Origin of the sequence: Paenibacillus sp. FSL M7-0420 (genome assembly GCF_038002345.1) — a bacterium.
GTDB lineage: Bacteria > Bacillota > Bacilli > Paenibacillales > Paenibacillaceae > Paenibacillus_AQ.
On sequence record NZ_JBBOCJ010000001.1, the window covers coordinates 340,293 to 355,701 of the forward strand.

Annotated in this window: 13 protein-coding genes; 10 read left to right on the forward strand and 3 right to left on the reverse strand. The window is 55.7% G+C overall.

The annotated features are described in order from the left end of the window. Nucleotides 1-144 precede the first annotated feature (144 nt). The 8 genes from MKX51_RS01480 (at nt 145) to def (ending at nt 7,161) form a co-directional block, all read left to right on the forward strand. Nucleotides 145-1,173, forward strand: a complete 1,029-nt coding sequence (locus tag MKX51_RS01480) for an amidase domain-containing protein (RefSeq protein ID WP_340990936.1) — start codon at nt 145-147, stop codon at nt 1,171-1,173. Nucleotides 1,174-1,192: 19 nt separating this feature from the next. Beyond that, nucleotides 1,193-2,284 (forward strand): D-alanine--D-alanine ligase, encoded by a 1,092-nt coding sequence (locus MKX51_RS01485; RefSeq protein WP_076084775.1) that lies wholly within the window; start codon nt 1,193-1,195, stop codon nt 2,282-2,284. 47 nt (nt 2,285-2,331) lie between these two features. Continuing rightward, a complete protein-coding gene (locus MKX51_RS01490) occupies nt 2,332-2,649 on the forward strand; it encodes a hypothetical protein (protein WP_039308646.1) in 318 nt (105 codons plus the stop codon). Further along, nucleotides 2,646-3,653: a UV DNA damage repair endonuclease UvsE gene (gene uvsE / locus MKX51_RS01495; RefSeq protein ID WP_036723795.1), complete on the forward strand. Its 1,008-nt coding sequence runs from the start codon at nt 2,646-2,648 to the stop codon at nt 3,651-3,653. The genes MKX51_RS01490 and uvsE overlap by 4 nt, the downstream gene beginning before the upstream one ends. A gap of 180 nt (nt 3,654-3,833) precedes the next feature. Next, nucleotides 3,834-4,721, forward strand: a complete 888-nt coding sequence (locus tag MKX51_RS01500; protein WP_036723796.1) for an inositol monophosphatase family protein — start codon at nt 3,834-3,836, stop codon at nt 4,719-4,721. Between the two features lie 16 nt (nt 4,722-4,737). Next, nucleotides 4,738-5,028 (forward strand): hypothetical protein, encoded by a 291-nt coding sequence (locus tag MKX51_RS01505; protein WP_340990937.1) that lies wholly within the window; start codon nt 4,738-4,740, stop codon nt 5,026-5,028. A gap of 165 nt (nt 5,029-5,193) precedes the next feature. Further along, entirely contained in the window at nt 5,194-6,486 is a 1,293-nt protein-coding gene (locus MKX51_RS01510) for a stalk domain-containing protein (RefSeq protein ID WP_340990938.1), read from the forward strand. A gap of 111 nt (nt 6,487-6,597) precedes the next feature. Beyond that, the gene (gene def, locus MKX51_RS01515; protein ID WP_340995465.1) at nt 6,598-7,161 is read left to right on the forward strand and encodes a peptide deformylase; all 564 of its coding nucleotides are present in this window, start codon (nt 6,598-6,600) and stop codon (nt 7,159-7,161) included. Between the two features lie 169 nt (nt 7,162-7,330). Here the strand turns inward: def and MKX51_RS01520 are convergent, their stop codons facing one another. Then, the gene (locus MKX51_RS01520; RefSeq protein ID WP_339312634.1) at nt 7,331-8,647 is read right to left on the reverse strand and encodes a glutamate-1-semialdehyde 2,1-aminomutase; all 1,317 of its coding nucleotides are present in this window, start codon (nt 8,645-8,647) and stop codon (nt 7,331-7,333) included. Nucleotides 8,648-8,752: 105 nt separating this feature from the next. Further along, nucleotides 8,753-9,811, reverse strand: a complete 1,059-nt coding sequence (locus MKX51_RS01525) for an LCP family protein (RefSeq protein WP_340990939.1) — start codon at nt 9,809-9,811, stop codon at nt 8,753-8,755. A gap of 102 nt (nt 9,812-9,913) precedes the next feature. Between MKX51_RS01525 and bcp the strand changes: the two genes are divergently transcribed. Further along, the gene (bcp, locus tag MKX51_RS01530; RefSeq protein ID WP_340990940.1) at nt 9,914-10,375 is read left to right on the forward strand and encodes a thioredoxin-dependent thiol peroxidase; all 462 of its coding nucleotides are present in this window, start codon (nt 9,914-9,916) and stop codon (nt 10,373-10,375) included. Nucleotides 10,376-10,495: 120 nt separating this feature from the next. Next, the gene (locus tag MKX51_RS01535; RefSeq protein ID WP_340990941.1) at nt 10,496-14,782 is read left to right on the forward strand and encodes an acyl-CoA dehydratase activase-related protein; all 4,287 of its coding nucleotides are present in this window, start codon (nt 10,496-10,498) and stop codon (nt 14,780-14,782) included. Here MKX51_RS01535 and MKX51_RS01540 read toward each other — a convergent pair. Beyond that, a complete protein-coding gene (locus MKX51_RS01540) occupies nt 14,720-15,292 on the reverse strand; it encodes a hypothetical protein (RefSeq protein ID WP_340990942.1) in 573 nt (190 codons plus the stop codon). The genes MKX51_RS01535 and MKX51_RS01540 overlap by 63 nt on opposite strands. Nucleotides 15,293-15,409 lie beyond the last annotated feature (117 nt).

Below are 15,409 nucleotides of genomic sequence, written 5' to 3' on the forward strand. Positions count from 1 at the left end.
GTTAAATCGCTCCCGCTTCCGTATAGGTGCAAGCAATGCTTCATATACATAGGACAGCAGCCATTGTGGCGGTGAAACCGTGAAGGAATATTCTTAGCTTACATCATATACATTCTTATCTGTGAACGAAAGGGCGGAGGATGAATGGAGCAGCAGTGGAAAAAAAGTCTCTATGTCTATGTGGACCAGCTGAACAAGGGGCGGGTTGCACCTGGCGCCGAACCGCGCCATAGCACGATCAGGGACCCGCGGTTCCAGGACGAACAGCGCACGCGTTCCCGCCGGATTGCCCAGTGGTACAGCCGCCGGGGCATTACTCCGCTGCGCGGGGAGACGGGAGTGCGGACCATCCGTACCGTGCGGGAGAGTCCTGCCGAGGTGGTCGCCGATGTGGCGCTGCACAGCGCCTTCTATTATGAGAAGGGCGGCATGACGCACCGCGAGGATGTGGTGGAGTCGGAGCGGCTGACCTTTGAACGTGAAAAAGGCGGCTGGGAGATTGTGAATGTGGAGCGCCGTGTGCCGGAACGGAGCGGGGTGCGCAAGGTAGTGGAGAAAGATCCGTCTCTGCGGCTCTCGGAATGGGGGGAGGCGCTGCCCGATCCGCGTCCTTCCCAGCCGCTGCTGAACCGCCGTGTCCTGAAGGGCGCAAGCGGCGCAAGGGAGGTGCGGTACCGCAGGGAGGAGGCTGCAGCCTATGCCGACCTCTGGTGGAAGGAGGGGAATCCGGAGTTCGAGATTTTCGAGGTGGACTGCACGAATTATGTCTCCCAATGTCTCTTTGCAGGGGGAGCGCCTATCAATTATACTGGTAAAAGAGAAACGGGCTGGTGGTACAAGGGCTATAATGGAGCCCAGGAATGGTGGAGCTTCAGCTGGGCGGTCTCCGACAGCCTGAAGCGTTATCTGAGCGGGAGCCGCAGCAGCGGGCTGCGTGCGGAGATTGTCGAGCGGCCGGAGCAGCTTCAGCTGGGCGACGTTATTCAGTATGACTGGGACGGCAACGGACATTATCAGCACAGCACGATCGTTACCGCTTTTGATGCTGGCGGGCAGCCGCTGGTGAATGCGCGGACGGTCAGCAGCCGTCACCGCTTCTGGGATTACAAGGATTCCTACGCCTGGACGGACCGGACGGCTTATCGTTTTTTTCATATCAATGACTATTTATAGATCAGAAAGAGGTTAGGGCATGGGGAACGCTAAAACTACCGTAGGACTGGTGTACGGCGGCAAATCCGGAGAGCATGAGGTATCGCTGCAGACGGCTTATGCGGTTATGAACGCTTTTGACTACGATAAATATGAGATTATTCCGTTCTATATCTCCAAGCAGGGGGTATGGAAGGTGGGTGCAGTGCTGGAGGCTCCCTTCCCCGCGATTGAGCAGCTTAAGCTCTCCGGGGCTGCCGGAGATATGGGCATGGCCCTGAATGCCTTGTTCAGCGGACTTGGCGGAGGCGAGCAGGTAATAGACGTCATGTTCCCGCTGCTGCATGGCACGAACGGCGAGGACGGCACCATTCAGGGTCTGTTCGAGATGGCGAATATCCCGTACATTGGTGCAGGCGTACTGGCTTCATCGGCGGGTATGGATAAGGTTGTCATGAAGAAGCTGTTCGGCGAGGCGGGGCTGGAGCAATGTGACTACTGCTACTTCAATGCTGCGAACTGGAGACAGCGCAAGCACGAGCTGATTGTAGATCTGGAGGATAAGCTGGGATATCCGGTATTCGTCAAGCCTGCCAACCTGGGCTCCAGCGTAGGAATCTCCAAGGCCACCGACAAGGAAAGTCTGATCAAGGCTGTGGATTATGCCTTCCGTTATGACACGAAGGTAATTATTGAGGAGTTCGTGGATGCGCGGGAAGTGGAGGTGGCGGTCCTCGGCAATGAGGAGCCGGAGGCCTCGGTTCCGGGTGAAATCGTCTCTTCCGGTGAATATTATGATTATGCGGCCAAATACACGGACGGCAAATCACAGATGCTGATCCCGGCACCTGTCGATCCCGAGGTAGCGGACCGTCTGCGCGAGTCGGCAATACTGGCCTTCAAGGCTATTGAGGGCAGCGGAATTACCCGGGCCGACTTCTTCCTGCGGAAGTCTGACGGCAAGATACTTATTAATGAAGTGAATACCATGCCTGGCTTCACCCCGTTCAGCATGTATCCTCTGCTGTGGCGTGAGACTGGTGTGTCCTATAAAGCGCTGCTGGACCGTATGATCGGGCTGGCGCTGGAGCGTTACCGGTTCAGACAGGGCCTGAAGTACGATAATGAATAAATCACGTTGATCGGCGGGAGCATTCCGGCCGGGAAGGAGAGAGAAGCATGGGGTTTCAATCAGAATTCAATTCGGTGTGCAAGTTCAAGAATGAGCAGGAGCTGTACGAGCTGCTGGAGTACGGACGTACCAAGATGGTGAAGCAGGGCTTCCGTGTCTATCCGACCGGCCAGAAGGTGATCGCCTATAACCCGGAGAATGTAGCGGTGGCCATTGTCAAAATTTCTGCGTCGATTGCTGAAATCAATTTTCAGGGCAATGAGGTTACGGCGGTGGAAATGGATCTGGTCCGGAAGCTGAATGAGGAAGAGTCGCGCGTTCAGACGGCTCTTGCCTACGAAATGTTCTTCGGGGAAGAGGGATGATTGTCCGCTTCGGCTATGTTGCCATGTCTACGGTGATCCCTGACTGTTCTCCCTCCAAAACGATGACTATGGCAAGCTTCAACAAGCTGGGCGACCGGGAGGCAGGCCTTCGTAAGCTGGAATCCATCGCCCGGATGAATCTGCATAATACGCTCCGTCTGCTGAAGCATAATGTTGGCTCGGATATTAAGGTCTACAGGCTCACCTCCAAGCTGGTTCCGCTGGCCACCCATCCTGATCTGGCGGACTGGAATCCGCTGGCTGCTCTTGCGGAGGAATTCGCTGAGGTGGGCAGCTATGTGAAGAAGCACGGGCTGCGCGTCAGCTTCCACCCGGATCACTTCACGGTGCTGAGTACGCCGCGTCCGGAGGTGCTTGCAAGCTCGATCCGTGATTTGCAGCATCATACGGACATGCTGGACGCGATGGGGCTGCCGGCGACGGCTAAGAGCAATATCCACATCGGCGGCGCTTACGGGGACAAGCCTCTGTCTGCGGAACGCTTCTGCGTACAATGCTCCGCGCTGCCGCTTGCGCTTAGAGAGCGGATGACGCTGGAGAACGACGACAAGACGTTCAATGCGGTGGAGACGCTGGAGGTCTGCCGCAGAATGGAGCTGCCGATGGTGCTGGATATCCATCACCAATGGGTCAACAATGAAGGTGAGCTCCCCTGGGAGCTGTGGCCGGAGATCCTGAAGACATGGACAAGCCCTCTGGCGCTGAAGGATGTGCCGCCCGGCGGGCAGCTGCCGCCGAAGATCCATGTGTCCAGCCCGCGCAGCCCGTCTGATCCGCGCAGCCATGCCGATGGGGTGGAGCCGGCACCGCTGGTTGCTTTTCTGAAGCGGATTGCTGCGGATACTCCCGCCGTAGATGTGATGATTGAGGCGAAGCTCAAGGATGGGGCCTTGTTCGGTCTGATGGAGGAGATGAAGGGACTGTCAGAAGGCGGGAATGGAATTATGGTACTAAACGGAGCGAGTGTGAATATAGAACCATAACTGGCAAAAAACTTGCCGGCCAGGCCCTCTAGCGGCACCAGTCATGACTTGATAAACCGGCCGAAATGAGGTACGTTGAAAGAAAGTTGAGCAGTCATGTTCTAAGGCAGAGAAAGGGTATCCTGCGGAAACAGCGGTCCCCGGGAGAACAATCATGCGCAAAGAAAGCGGAGTGAAGAGATGAGTCCTGTAAGTCCTGATAACCGAAATGAACGGCAGCCCTATGTAGTTACAAGCAAGGGACATACGGCGGCAGCCATCAATGCTGCGGCCAAAGCGGGGGAATGGATCAAGAGCAGACAAGGCCAGGTGAAGGAGCTGGGCAGTAAGACATCTGCCCAGGATCTGGTCACGGAGGTCGATAAGGGTGTGGAGCAGATGATCCGCCGGCTGATCCTGACCCATTATCCCGACCATGCCATCCTTGGCGAGGAGGGTGTTGAGCCTGGTGCGGAGGCACTGACGGCCGCCCTGGATGAAGCTCGGGAGCATGAGTATCTGTGGATCGTCGATCCGATAGACGGCACGACTAATTTCGTGCACGGCTTCCCGTTCTATTGTGTATCGATTGCTCTGGTCGTTAAGGGAGAGCTTACGGTAGGCGTGATCTATGATCCGATCCGGGACGAGATGTTCGTGGCCGAGAAGGGTAAGGGCGCATACATGCACGGGATTCCTACGAAGGTATCGGCTGAGACTCTGCCGGGCAACAGCCTGATCGCCATGGGCTTCCCGCCGGACCGCGTGGTGGCCCAGCCGGCGAATATGGCCGGTCTGCAGCAGATTATGCCGCAGGTCCGCGGCATTCGTGCCGGAGGATCGGCGGCACTGCATCTGGCTTATGTTGCTGCCGGACGAGTGGACGGGTATTGGGAGGTTGGACTGAGCCCTTGGGACTGCGCAGCGGGGGTGCTGCTGGTGCTTGAATCCGGCGGCAAGGTCACGAATACGCTGGGCGATCCCTATGATATCGGCACACGCCATGTAGTCGCAAGCAATGGACGAATTCATGATTATCTGGTTACGTCCCTGCAGGCCGCAGATGCTACAGGCTTCAAGAAGCAGTAGGAGGGCTTACACCGTTATGAATGAGAATGAAGATCTGGAGCGGAGGCTAAGCGAGCTTCTGGAGGACGGCGAGATGGAGCAGGCGGACCGGCGGGCCAAGGAGATCCGTCAGATTTCGCCCAAGTATGAGATCCGCATACAGACTACCCTTGACCCTATAGTCGAAGAGACGCTTCGTTACCGCAAAATCGCCTATGAGCTGGATGACCGGTATGATAAATATGTGAAGCGCTCAGACCAGGCAAGCGGTCCGCCCAGCACTGGCGGACCGGAGAAATCTTCAGAATCCGGCAGCGGAGAGCGATAAGCTGCTGTTATCCACAGGAGCGGTTTTCCGAATTATCGGAAGACCGCTCTTTTGCGCAAAGATAAGCCGTTGAAACGCTACCTGCTATAAAAAGACGGCAAAGCTGTTTCCACAGGAGCTGGGCGGGATGTTAGAATAGAATTATACTAATTTAGGAGGAATACGATGCTGAAGACATGGAGAAGGTTAATATCAGCTTCTGCTGGCGGACTGCTGTTGTTCACCGTATTAATCAATGTGCATGCAGGTCCGGCGGTTGCCGCCGCAGCAGCCGTGGCGCAAGGAACGGAGCAGGATGTCTTTCGCATCGTGGCACTTGGAGATTCCATTACTGCCGGGTATGAGCCGGGGATGACAGATCCCGGCGTGAAGCCGTACGGATACGCTGAGCGATTACTGGAGCAGGGCTGGTATCACGGCAGAAGTGAGCTTAAGAATTATGGCATCTTGGGCCTTAAGACAGCGGGACTCCTTCAATACACCGGAGCGATTAAGGACAGCGCGGTAATTACGCCGGAGGCCATTCAGCCGGGGCTGTCTGATCCGCGTACCTTGCAATTTGCTGCGCTGGCCCCGCAGATTAGAACGGAGCTCGCTGCGGCGGATCTGATTACTATTACCATCGGCGGTAATGATGTCAGCAGCCTGTTCTTGAATTACAAGACGCTGAGCGATGCCGAGTTCGCTTCCCAGCTTGCAGAGCGTCTGACGGAATACAGCAGTAATGTAACAACGGTGCTGAAGAACATCAGGGAGGTCAATCCGCAGGCAACCATTCTGCTGGCCGACCAGTATCAGCCTGCCCCGAAAATTGCCTTGGGCGCATCGTATGACAAGCTGATGAATGCGGCTGCACAGTTCACCATCGCGGCTGAGAATATCGCGGCTACCCTGAACCAGGCAGGCGCTCCGCTTAAGGTAGCTCATGTAGCCGCAAAGTTCGCCGGTGTAGAGGGATCGCTAACTCATATCATCGGAGCTGGGGCGGCAGATTTCCATCCTACGCAGCTTGGATATGAACGGATTGCCGCTGTATTCGCTGAATTGCAATGGGGGGAATACCGTACGCCGGCAGTAACGGCGATGGCTTCGGAGACAGCGCCGATGTCCATCGTGGTGAAGGGGAAGGAACTGAATACGCCCAATAAGCCCATTCTGAAGAACGGACAGAACTTTCTGGCGCTGAAGGATATTCTGAATGCAGTCTCAGCGGATGGCAAATGGGATAACAAAACCTCCAGTGCGACTGTAATTTACGGAGGAAGAACGGTGGTTATTACGATCGGCTCGAAGACCATTAAGGTGAACGGTGCGGATGTAGCGATTGCTACTCCAGCTTTTCTGCATAAGGTTGGCAAAGAGGATAAAACCTATCTTCCGCTCGCCGCACTCGCTACCGGACTGGGCTTCGATGTGAATTACAGCAGCAAGCTGCGGACAGCTTTCATTAATCCTTAATCGAGCATAATCTAACCATAGCATCATCAAATCACAAATCAGGCCCGTAGTGGAAAAGGTGGATGAACCCAGTTGTCTAGTACAAAGTATAATGCTGATTACATCATCACGATGGAGGATATAGTGCGGGAAGGCGACCCTGTTCTGCGTGCGGTAACGCAGCCCGTAGAGTTGCCATTGCAGGCGGAAGATCGCGGTGCGCTGCAGAGCATGATGCAGTTTCTGAAGAACAGTCAGGATGCCGAGATGTCTGCCAAATATAAGCTGCGTTCAGGGGTAGGCTTATCGGCTAACCAGATCGGTCTATCGAAGCGGATGTTTGTCATGTATTTGAAGGATGATAATGGAAAAAATGTGGAATATACCTGGGTGAATCCCAAGATTATCAGCCATTCGCTGGCGATGGTCTATCTGCCGGAGAGCGAGGGCTGCCTGTCCGTGGACCGGCCGGTGCACGGCTTCGTACCGCGTTATGAGTCTGTGAAGGTCAGGGGCTTTGATCTGAACGGCGAGGTGGTCACCCAGAAATTCAAAGGCTATCAGGCGATCATCATCCAGCATGAGATGGATCACCTGGACGGAATGATGTTCTATGACCGGATCAATCCGCAGAACCCGTTCAAGCTTCCGCAGGATGTGGAGATCCGCAGCCTGTATGAGCAGAAGGGCAGATAACGCGGATATGAATTTGATGGACGTACGGCTGGTGACCCGCTCGTGGTGGCAGCGTTGTTCATGTATGGACGGTACTCACATGGATCTTAATCTTACGTAAACAAAACAAAGGCTGTCCCACGAAGTCATTATCTGACTCTTGGGACAGCCTATTCTTATAGTTGGGCGATTACTTCTCCGCAGCCATAGCCGCGAATGAAGCCTCTGCCGCCTCCAGGGTGAGGTCGATGTCGGCATCCGTGTGGGCTGTGGTCAGGAACCAGGCCTCATATTTGGACGGGGCCAGATTGATGCCCCGGCTCAGCATATGCCGGAAGAAGCTGGCGAACATTTCACCATCGGTATCCTGCGCTTCTTCATAATTCGTAATGGGATGGCTGCAAAAATGTGTGGAGAATGCCCCGCGAATCCGGTTGATGGTCAGCGGAATACCGTGACGGTCAGCGGACGCCTGAAGTCCTTCGGTCAGGCGGATGGCCAGCCGCTCCATCTCGTCATAGACGCCTTCTGCGCTAAGCACCTCCAGGCAGGCGATCCCTGCCGAGATCGAGGCGGGGTTACCGGCCATCGTGCCTGCCTGATAAGCAGGACCGAGCGGAGCGACCTGCTCCATGACATGCTTGCGTCCGCCGTAAGCGCCGATGGGCAGCCCGCCGCCGATGATTTTGCCAAGGGCCGTCAGATCGGGAATGATCTCCTCATGATTAGCAAGACCGGCATAGGTCTGAGTGGAGCCATAGTGGAAACGGAAGGCGGTAATGACTTCATCATAGATAACCAGGGAGCCGTTCTCGTGCGTCAGCTTGCATAAGCCTTCCAGGAAGCCTGGCTCCGGCATAACCATACCGAAGTTGCCGACAATTGGCTCGACCATTACGGCAGCCACATCCTGGCCCCATTGCTCCAGCGCTTCACGCAGGGCGTCCAGATCATTGAAGGGAACGGTGATGACCTCCTGGGCGATGCTGGCCGGAACGCCTGCGCTGTCCGGGATACCCAGTGTCGATGGACCTGAACCTGCGGCTACAAGCACAAGATCAGAGTGGCCGTGATAACAACCGGCGAATTTGATGATTTTGCTGCGCTTGGTGTAGGCGCGGGCGACGCGGATGGTCGTCATGACGGCTTCTGTACCGGAGTTGACGAAGCGTACCTTGTCCATCGAGGGAATAGCTTCCTTCAGCATCTTGGCCAGCTTGATCTCAAGCCGGGTTGGCGTTCCGTAGAGCAGTCCGTTCTGCGCGGCCTCAGTAATAGCGGCGGTGATATGAGGGTGGGCATGTCCGGTAATAATCGGGCCATAGGCGGCCAGATAATCAATATATTCATTGCCGTCCTCATCCCAAAAGCGTGAGCCTCCGGCGCGTTTCATGAAGACAGGGGCGCCTCCGCCCACGGCCTTGAAGGAGCGGGAGGGGCTGTTCACGCCTCCGACAATATGCTGGAGAGCTTCCTCGTATAACTGTTCTGATGTGCTGCGGTTCATAGGTAATGTTCCTTTCTTCTTGGCTTGCGCCCATGGGAAAGGGCGAACCGCGGCTGATTCCCGCTGTCCGCCCGCCCCGTGTGCCAAGCATGGTTATATTGGAGTTTACTTTGTTCCCGGTGATGCGGAAGGGCTGCTGCCCGGTGAAGCCTCTGCTCCAGGAGTTGGCGAAGGTTCGGGTGCGGTTAGCGTATCCTCTACGAACTGCTTCAGAGCCTTCTCGCTGCTGAAGCTGATCACCTGGGAGCCGTCCTTGAGGGTCTTCTCCCGGATCAGATTCATCGGCGGAATCTGCGCGCTGCCGCCCATAGAGCTGTCATAGCCTACAGCGCCGAGCTTCCACATGTCGCTAATATCCAGATTCGTGTCAATATAAGGTGTAACCTCACCAAGAATGGTCGGCAGCTTGATAATGGAGGTGGTGCTGATCACCTTATCTGCTACAGCCTTAAGGAAGCCGCGCTGGCGCTCTGTCCGGGTGAAATCGGAGGTCGCGTCATGACGGAAGCGCACATACTGCAGCGCCATTTTGCCATCCAGGTGCTGGAAGCCCTTCTTGAGATCGATATCGAACTCAGGCCCGTCCGCCTTGGTGGTATAACGCATATCCTTCTCGACCTCATAATCCACACCGCCCACGGCATCCACCAGCTTCATGAAGCCCTGGAAATCGGTATAGACATAATATTGAATCGGGATACCGAGCAGGTCGCTGACCGTCTGCATCGCCGTGTTGGGTCCATAGGTAATGGCGGCATTGATCCGCTGTGAACCGTGGTCAGGGATGTCAACATAAGTGTCACGAAGAATGGAAAAGACATAGAACTTCTTCTTCACCGGATCAAGTGAGGCGACCAGCATAGTGTCGGAACGCGGCACTTCGCCCTTCTTCACCCCGCGCGCATCCACGCCCATGAGCAGGATATTGACCGGCTCTGTGCCTTCCCATACAGGGGGCTTAACCGCCTCCGCCGAGGCTGTGGGAACATTGGCGAACGGAGAATCTTCACCTGTCTTGTGGAGGTTATCGAGCTGATTGTAAATTGCAGTGAAATAGTAAACCAGACCTCCGATGATTAAAAGGAGTATGATTGCCAGAGTCCAGAGCAGCGTTTTCTTCTTTGACTTGCCGGCTTTGGCGTGCCGGTTCTTTCTTGGTGGCATTTCGTTCGTCCTTTCCAGTTCACATTCTCTACATTATAATTTCTTTTGGGAAGACACGCAATTTCAGAAATCAACAACCACATTAAGAGGAGTGAATAATAAATGAGTATGACAGTAGGCGACAAGGTTCCGGACTTCACACTGCCTGCCTCAACAGGGGGCAACATCAGCTTAAACGATTACCGCGGCAGGAAGGTGCTGCTCTACTTCTATCCTAAGGACAGTACCCCGGCCTGCACCCAGGAGGCCTGCGATTTCCGCGATGCCCACGATACGATTGCCGCGAATGGGGCGGTTGTTCTTGGAATCAGTGCCGATCCGCTGGCCTCACACAGCAAATTTATTGCGAAGAATAGCCTGCCCTTTCCGTTATTATCCGATGAGGAGCATACGGTGAGCGAATTGTTCGGGGTATGGCAGCTCAAGAAGCTCTACGGCAAGGAATTCATGGGGATTGTGCGCTCTACTTTTCTGATTGATGAGGAAGGGATTCTGAGCGCAGAGTGGCGAAAAGTCAGAGTGAAGGGCCATGTGGAGGCCGCATTAGAACAAATCGTGAAATAATTAAGTATGCTGGTAATTAATTGTATTTGTCTGTTACATTTCTAACAGCTATAGTCAGGCGCTCTCGTGATATAGTTGCCTCATATTACTTCAAATTTGGAGCAAGGTATGGGGGATGGCATGAAGAGACTGCGTATTGGGCTTGACGTCGGATCAACTACGGCCAAATTGGTGGTTATGGAACGGGATATCATTATATATCAGGATTATGTGCGTCATTTCAGTGATATAAAAAAAGCGGCGGTTACCCTACTCTCAGAGGTGCAGTATAGGTTCTCCGGCAGTGAAGCAGCCCTCACCGTAAGCGGCTCCTCCGGGTTGTCCCTGTCCAAGCTCGGGGAGATTCCGTTTGTCCAGGAGGTCATTGCCTGCACGAGGGCGATCAGCGGACGGATTCCAGAATGTGATACCGCGATTGAGCTGGGCGGAGAGGATGCCAAAATCATCTACCTCAGCGGCGGCATCGAGCAGCGGATGAACACAGCCTGTGCAGGCGGTACAGGGGCATTCATTGATCAGATGGCCTCTCTGCTGCAGACGGACCCTGCGGGTCTGAATGAGCTTGCCGTGAAGCATGAGCGGATCTATCCCATCGCTTCGCGCTGCGGGGTATTTGCCAAGAGCGATGTGCAGCCGCTGCTGAATGAAGGGGCGCGGCGTGAGGATGTGGCGGCCTCGATCTTCCAGAGCATCGTGAACCAGACAATCAGCGGCTTGGCCTGCGGACGTCCGATCCGTGGGCGTGTTGCTTTTCTCGGGGGACCGTTAACCTTCCTGTCCGTTCTGCGGGACCGGTTCAAGGAGACGCTTGGACTGAAGGAGGAGGAGGTGCTGTTCCCGGAGCACTCGCAATATTTCGTTGCCATCGGTTCGGCGCTTGCCGGGTCAGATCCCGTATTCCTGCCGCTGAGCGGCTGGATTGCCCGGATCATGGCTGTAGACTTCTCGCAGGACCGCGCGGAGGATGCAGAGCTGGCGCCGCTGTTCAGAGCGCCGGATGATCTGGCACAGTTCAGACTTCGTCACAGTCAGGCTACGGCACCGCGTTCCGCGCTGGCTGCCTACCGGGGGCCGGTCTATCTGGGCATTGATGCCGGCTCTACCACGACCAAGCTGGTGGTTACCGGAGCGGCGGATGAGATTCTGCATACCTTTTACGGGAGCAATGGAGGCAATCCTCTGCAGTCAGTCACCGGCGCGCTGAAGGAGCTCTACCGGATTCTGCCCCAAGGCTGCTACATTGCGGGAGCTTACGCAACCGGTTATGGAGAGGGTCTGGTCAAGGCGGCGCTGCGGATGGACGGCGGAGAAGTAGAGACGGTGGCCCATTACAAGGCAGCCTCCCGGTTCATGCCGGAGGTCGACTTCATCCTCGATATCGGCGGCCAGGACATGAAGTGCATCAAGATCCGCGGGGGAGCCATCGACAGCCTGATGCTTAATGAAGCCTGCTCGGCGGGCTGCGGCTCCTTTCTGGAGAGCTTTGCTTCCGCGTTGGAGCTTGGCATAGAGGAGTTCGCCGCTGCGGCGCTCGAATCGAAGGCACCGGTGAATCTCGGCTCGCGTTGTACCGTGTTCATGAATTCCAAGGTGAAGCAGGTCCAGAAGGAGGGGGCTACGCTTGCCGATCTCTCGGCCGGGCTGGCTTACTCCGTGGTGAAGAATGCGCTGCAAAAGGTGATTAAGATCCGTAATCCCGAGGATTTGGGCCGGAATATCATCGTTCAGGGCGGAACCTTTTATAATGAGGCTGTCCTGCGGGCTTTTGAGCTGCTGACGGGAAGGACGGTAGTCAGACCCGATATCGCCGGCGTGATGGGCGCTTACGGCTGTGCGCTGATGGCCAGAGAACAGGCTGCCCCGGAAGGAATTAGCACGATTCTCGGACCGCAGGAGCTGGAGGACTTCCAGTATTCAGTCGCTCCAGGCCGCTGCAGCCGCTGTGCCAACAGCTGTGCGCTGACCATCAGCCGGTTCCCGGACAAGAGCTTCCATGTGACGGGGAACCGCTGTGAACGCGGCGCAGGCGGCAAGAAAGAGAAGAACACGCTGCCGAACCTGATGCAATACAAATATGAGCGGTTCTTCGCCTACGAGGGCCTGCCGGAAGTGGCGGCGGTCCGGGGCACGGTTGGACTTCCGCGCACGATGAATATGTTCGAGAATTACCCGTTCTGGCATACCTTTTTCACCTCGCTGCGCTACCGGACCGTGCTGTCTCCGAAGTCCAGCAAGAAGCTGTATGAGAGCGGAATGGATACTATTCCTTCGGAATCGATCTGCTATCCGGCCAAAATGGCCCACGGGCATGTACAGCAGCTGATCGGCCAGGGCGTGGACTTCATCTTTTACCCGGCGGTGGTGTATGAGAAGAAGGAGGATGATGCGGCGCAGAATCACTTCAACTGCCCGGTGGTTGCTTCCTACCCCGAGGTGATCCGCAATAATATGGACGGTCTGAAGGAGCAGGGGGTTCCGCTGGTCAGCCCGTTCCTGACCTTCGATGATATTCCGGCGCTGACCCGGGTGCTGGCGCGAACGTTCGCCGAGGTGCCTAAGGAGGAGATTGCGGCTGCTGTCCAGGCGGGACTGGCGGAAGCGGAGCAGGCGAAGAATGATGTGCGCACCAAGGGCGAGGAGACGCTGGTCTTTCTCACGGAGACAGGTACGAAGGGAATTCTGCTCTGCGGGCATCCGTATCATGCCGACCCTGAGATCAACCACGGGATTGCCGATATGATTACCGGGATGGGACTTGCGGTGCTGACCGAGGATTCGATCTGCCATCTGGACCGCAGCGAAGGGGATGTTGGTGTAGTGAACCAGTGGACCTATCATGCGCGGATGTACCGTGCGGCCCGGCTGGCGGCGGGAAGAAGCGATCTGGAGCTGGTCCAGCTCACCTCCTTCGGCTGCGGGATCGATGCGATTACCTGCGATGCGGTTCAGGAGATTATGGAGCGTCACAACAAGGTCTATACGCTCATCAAAATCGATGAAATCAGCAACCTCGGAGCCGCGCGGATTCGCCTGCGTTCGCTTCAGGCCGCGATGCGTGAGCGCGAGAGAGGCGAGGTTAAGCCGCAGCTGCTCTACAAGCCGCAAGTCAATGTGCCGTTCACCAAAGAAATGAAGGATACCTATACCATCCTTGCTCCGCAGATGTCGCCGATTCATTTCGAGCTGTTCGAACGGGTCTTCCAGGATGCGGGCTACCGGCTGAAAATTCTGGAATCGACCGGTCCGCAGGAGACGGAGGAAGGCCTCCGGTACGTCAACAATGATGCCTGTTATCCGGCGATTGTAACGATCGGGCAGATGCTGTCGGCACTGAAGAGCGGCGATTATGACCCGGACCGGACCGCTGTAATCATGTCGCAGACCGGGGGCGGCTGCCGGGCGACGAACTACATCTCCCTGCTGCGCAAGGCTCTGAAGGATGCCGGTCTGGGGCAGATCCCGGTGATCTCCCTGAATGCCTCCGGGATGGAGAATCAGCCGGGCTTCCGCATCAGCCTGAAGCTGGCGAACCGCCTGATCGCCGCAGCCTGCTACGGAGATCTGATGATGCGCCTGCTGCACCGCTTCAGACCGTATGAAGCGGTGCCGGGAAGCACAGAGGCCTTATTCCGCCAGGGAATGGGACGCTGCAAGGGCAGCCTGTCGAACTTCTCGTTCCGTGAATACAAGCGGCTGACCCGTGAGATTGTTGCCGGGTTCTCGCGGCTGCCGGTTATCCCGGCGGATAAGCCCAAGGTGGGCATTGTCGGGGAGATTCTAATCAAATTCCATCCGGATGCCAACAACCATATCATCGACATGATTGAGGCGGAGGGCGGAGAGGCTGTGATGCCTGATTTCCTGGACTTCATTTTCTACTGTGTCTACAATCCGATCTACAAGGCCGAGCAATTCGGCAAAAGCAAGCGGCTGGGCTATATTAATCCCATGCTGATTTCCTACCTCGAAATCTACCGCAAGCCGGTCAAGGTAGCGCTGGAGCAGGCCGGACTATCCAAAGGCCGGGAGAATATCTACGGTCTGGCCGAGAAGGCAAGCCGCCTCGTGTCGGTAGGCAACCAGATGGGCGAAGGCTGGTTCCTGACGGCGGAGATGATGGATCTGCTGGATAACGGCGTGAACAATATTGCCTGCATTCAGCCGTTTGCCTGCCTGCCGAACCATATTACCGGGCGCGGGATGATTAAGGGGCTTAAGGATCTATATCCTGGCGCGAACATCGTTGCCATTGATTATGATGCCGGAGTCAGCGTGGTCAACCAGGCCAACCGGATCAAGCTGATGATGTCGATTGCCAGCGGCCTTGCCGCCGGCACCCAGCCGTCAGCGGATGAGGTGGCGCAACTGGTGCCGGTACTGGCCGGTGGTGTGGGCTGCCAAGGATAGCAGCTTCTGAATATACAGAGCGGACCGGTTATTACACCGGTCCGCTCTTTTTGCTGCAATGTGCTGGCGCGCAGGCGTGTGGCTCGAATGTATGCGGAAAATAGCACACATTTGCTGGCGCCCAGGCGTGTGGACCGAATGTATACGGAAAACAGCATACATTGTGCTCACATGCAGGCGTATGGACCGAATGTATGCGGAAAACCGAACATATTGGGGAGCGTGGTGGCACCATTGACCGAATGTATGCAAAAAACCGAATACAATGTGTTTGGCACGAAGGTGAGTGGGACGGATGCCACCCCCGCTGCGCGCGGTGGATTCCAGCAGCTTGTCCCCTAAGGAATCCTCATAGGTTATCTGTTGCCCGTTGCTTTCTTCAGAAGCGTAGAGGGCAGTGTGCAGCTCCAGAATGATAGCGACTGCTTCAGTATGCGTCTCCGGCTTGGTGATGATTCCCGATAAAATTTTATGCTGCCTGTTCCAGTGATTACGTTGTTCAAAATTCATGTGTAACCCTCGCTTTCCGTGATTTTTCAGAAAATTTCTGTAAGAAAATCATTGACGGATAAATAGGTAACTAGTAAAATAGTTCGCATGCGAAGTATTATTGTGCATTATGCTTGT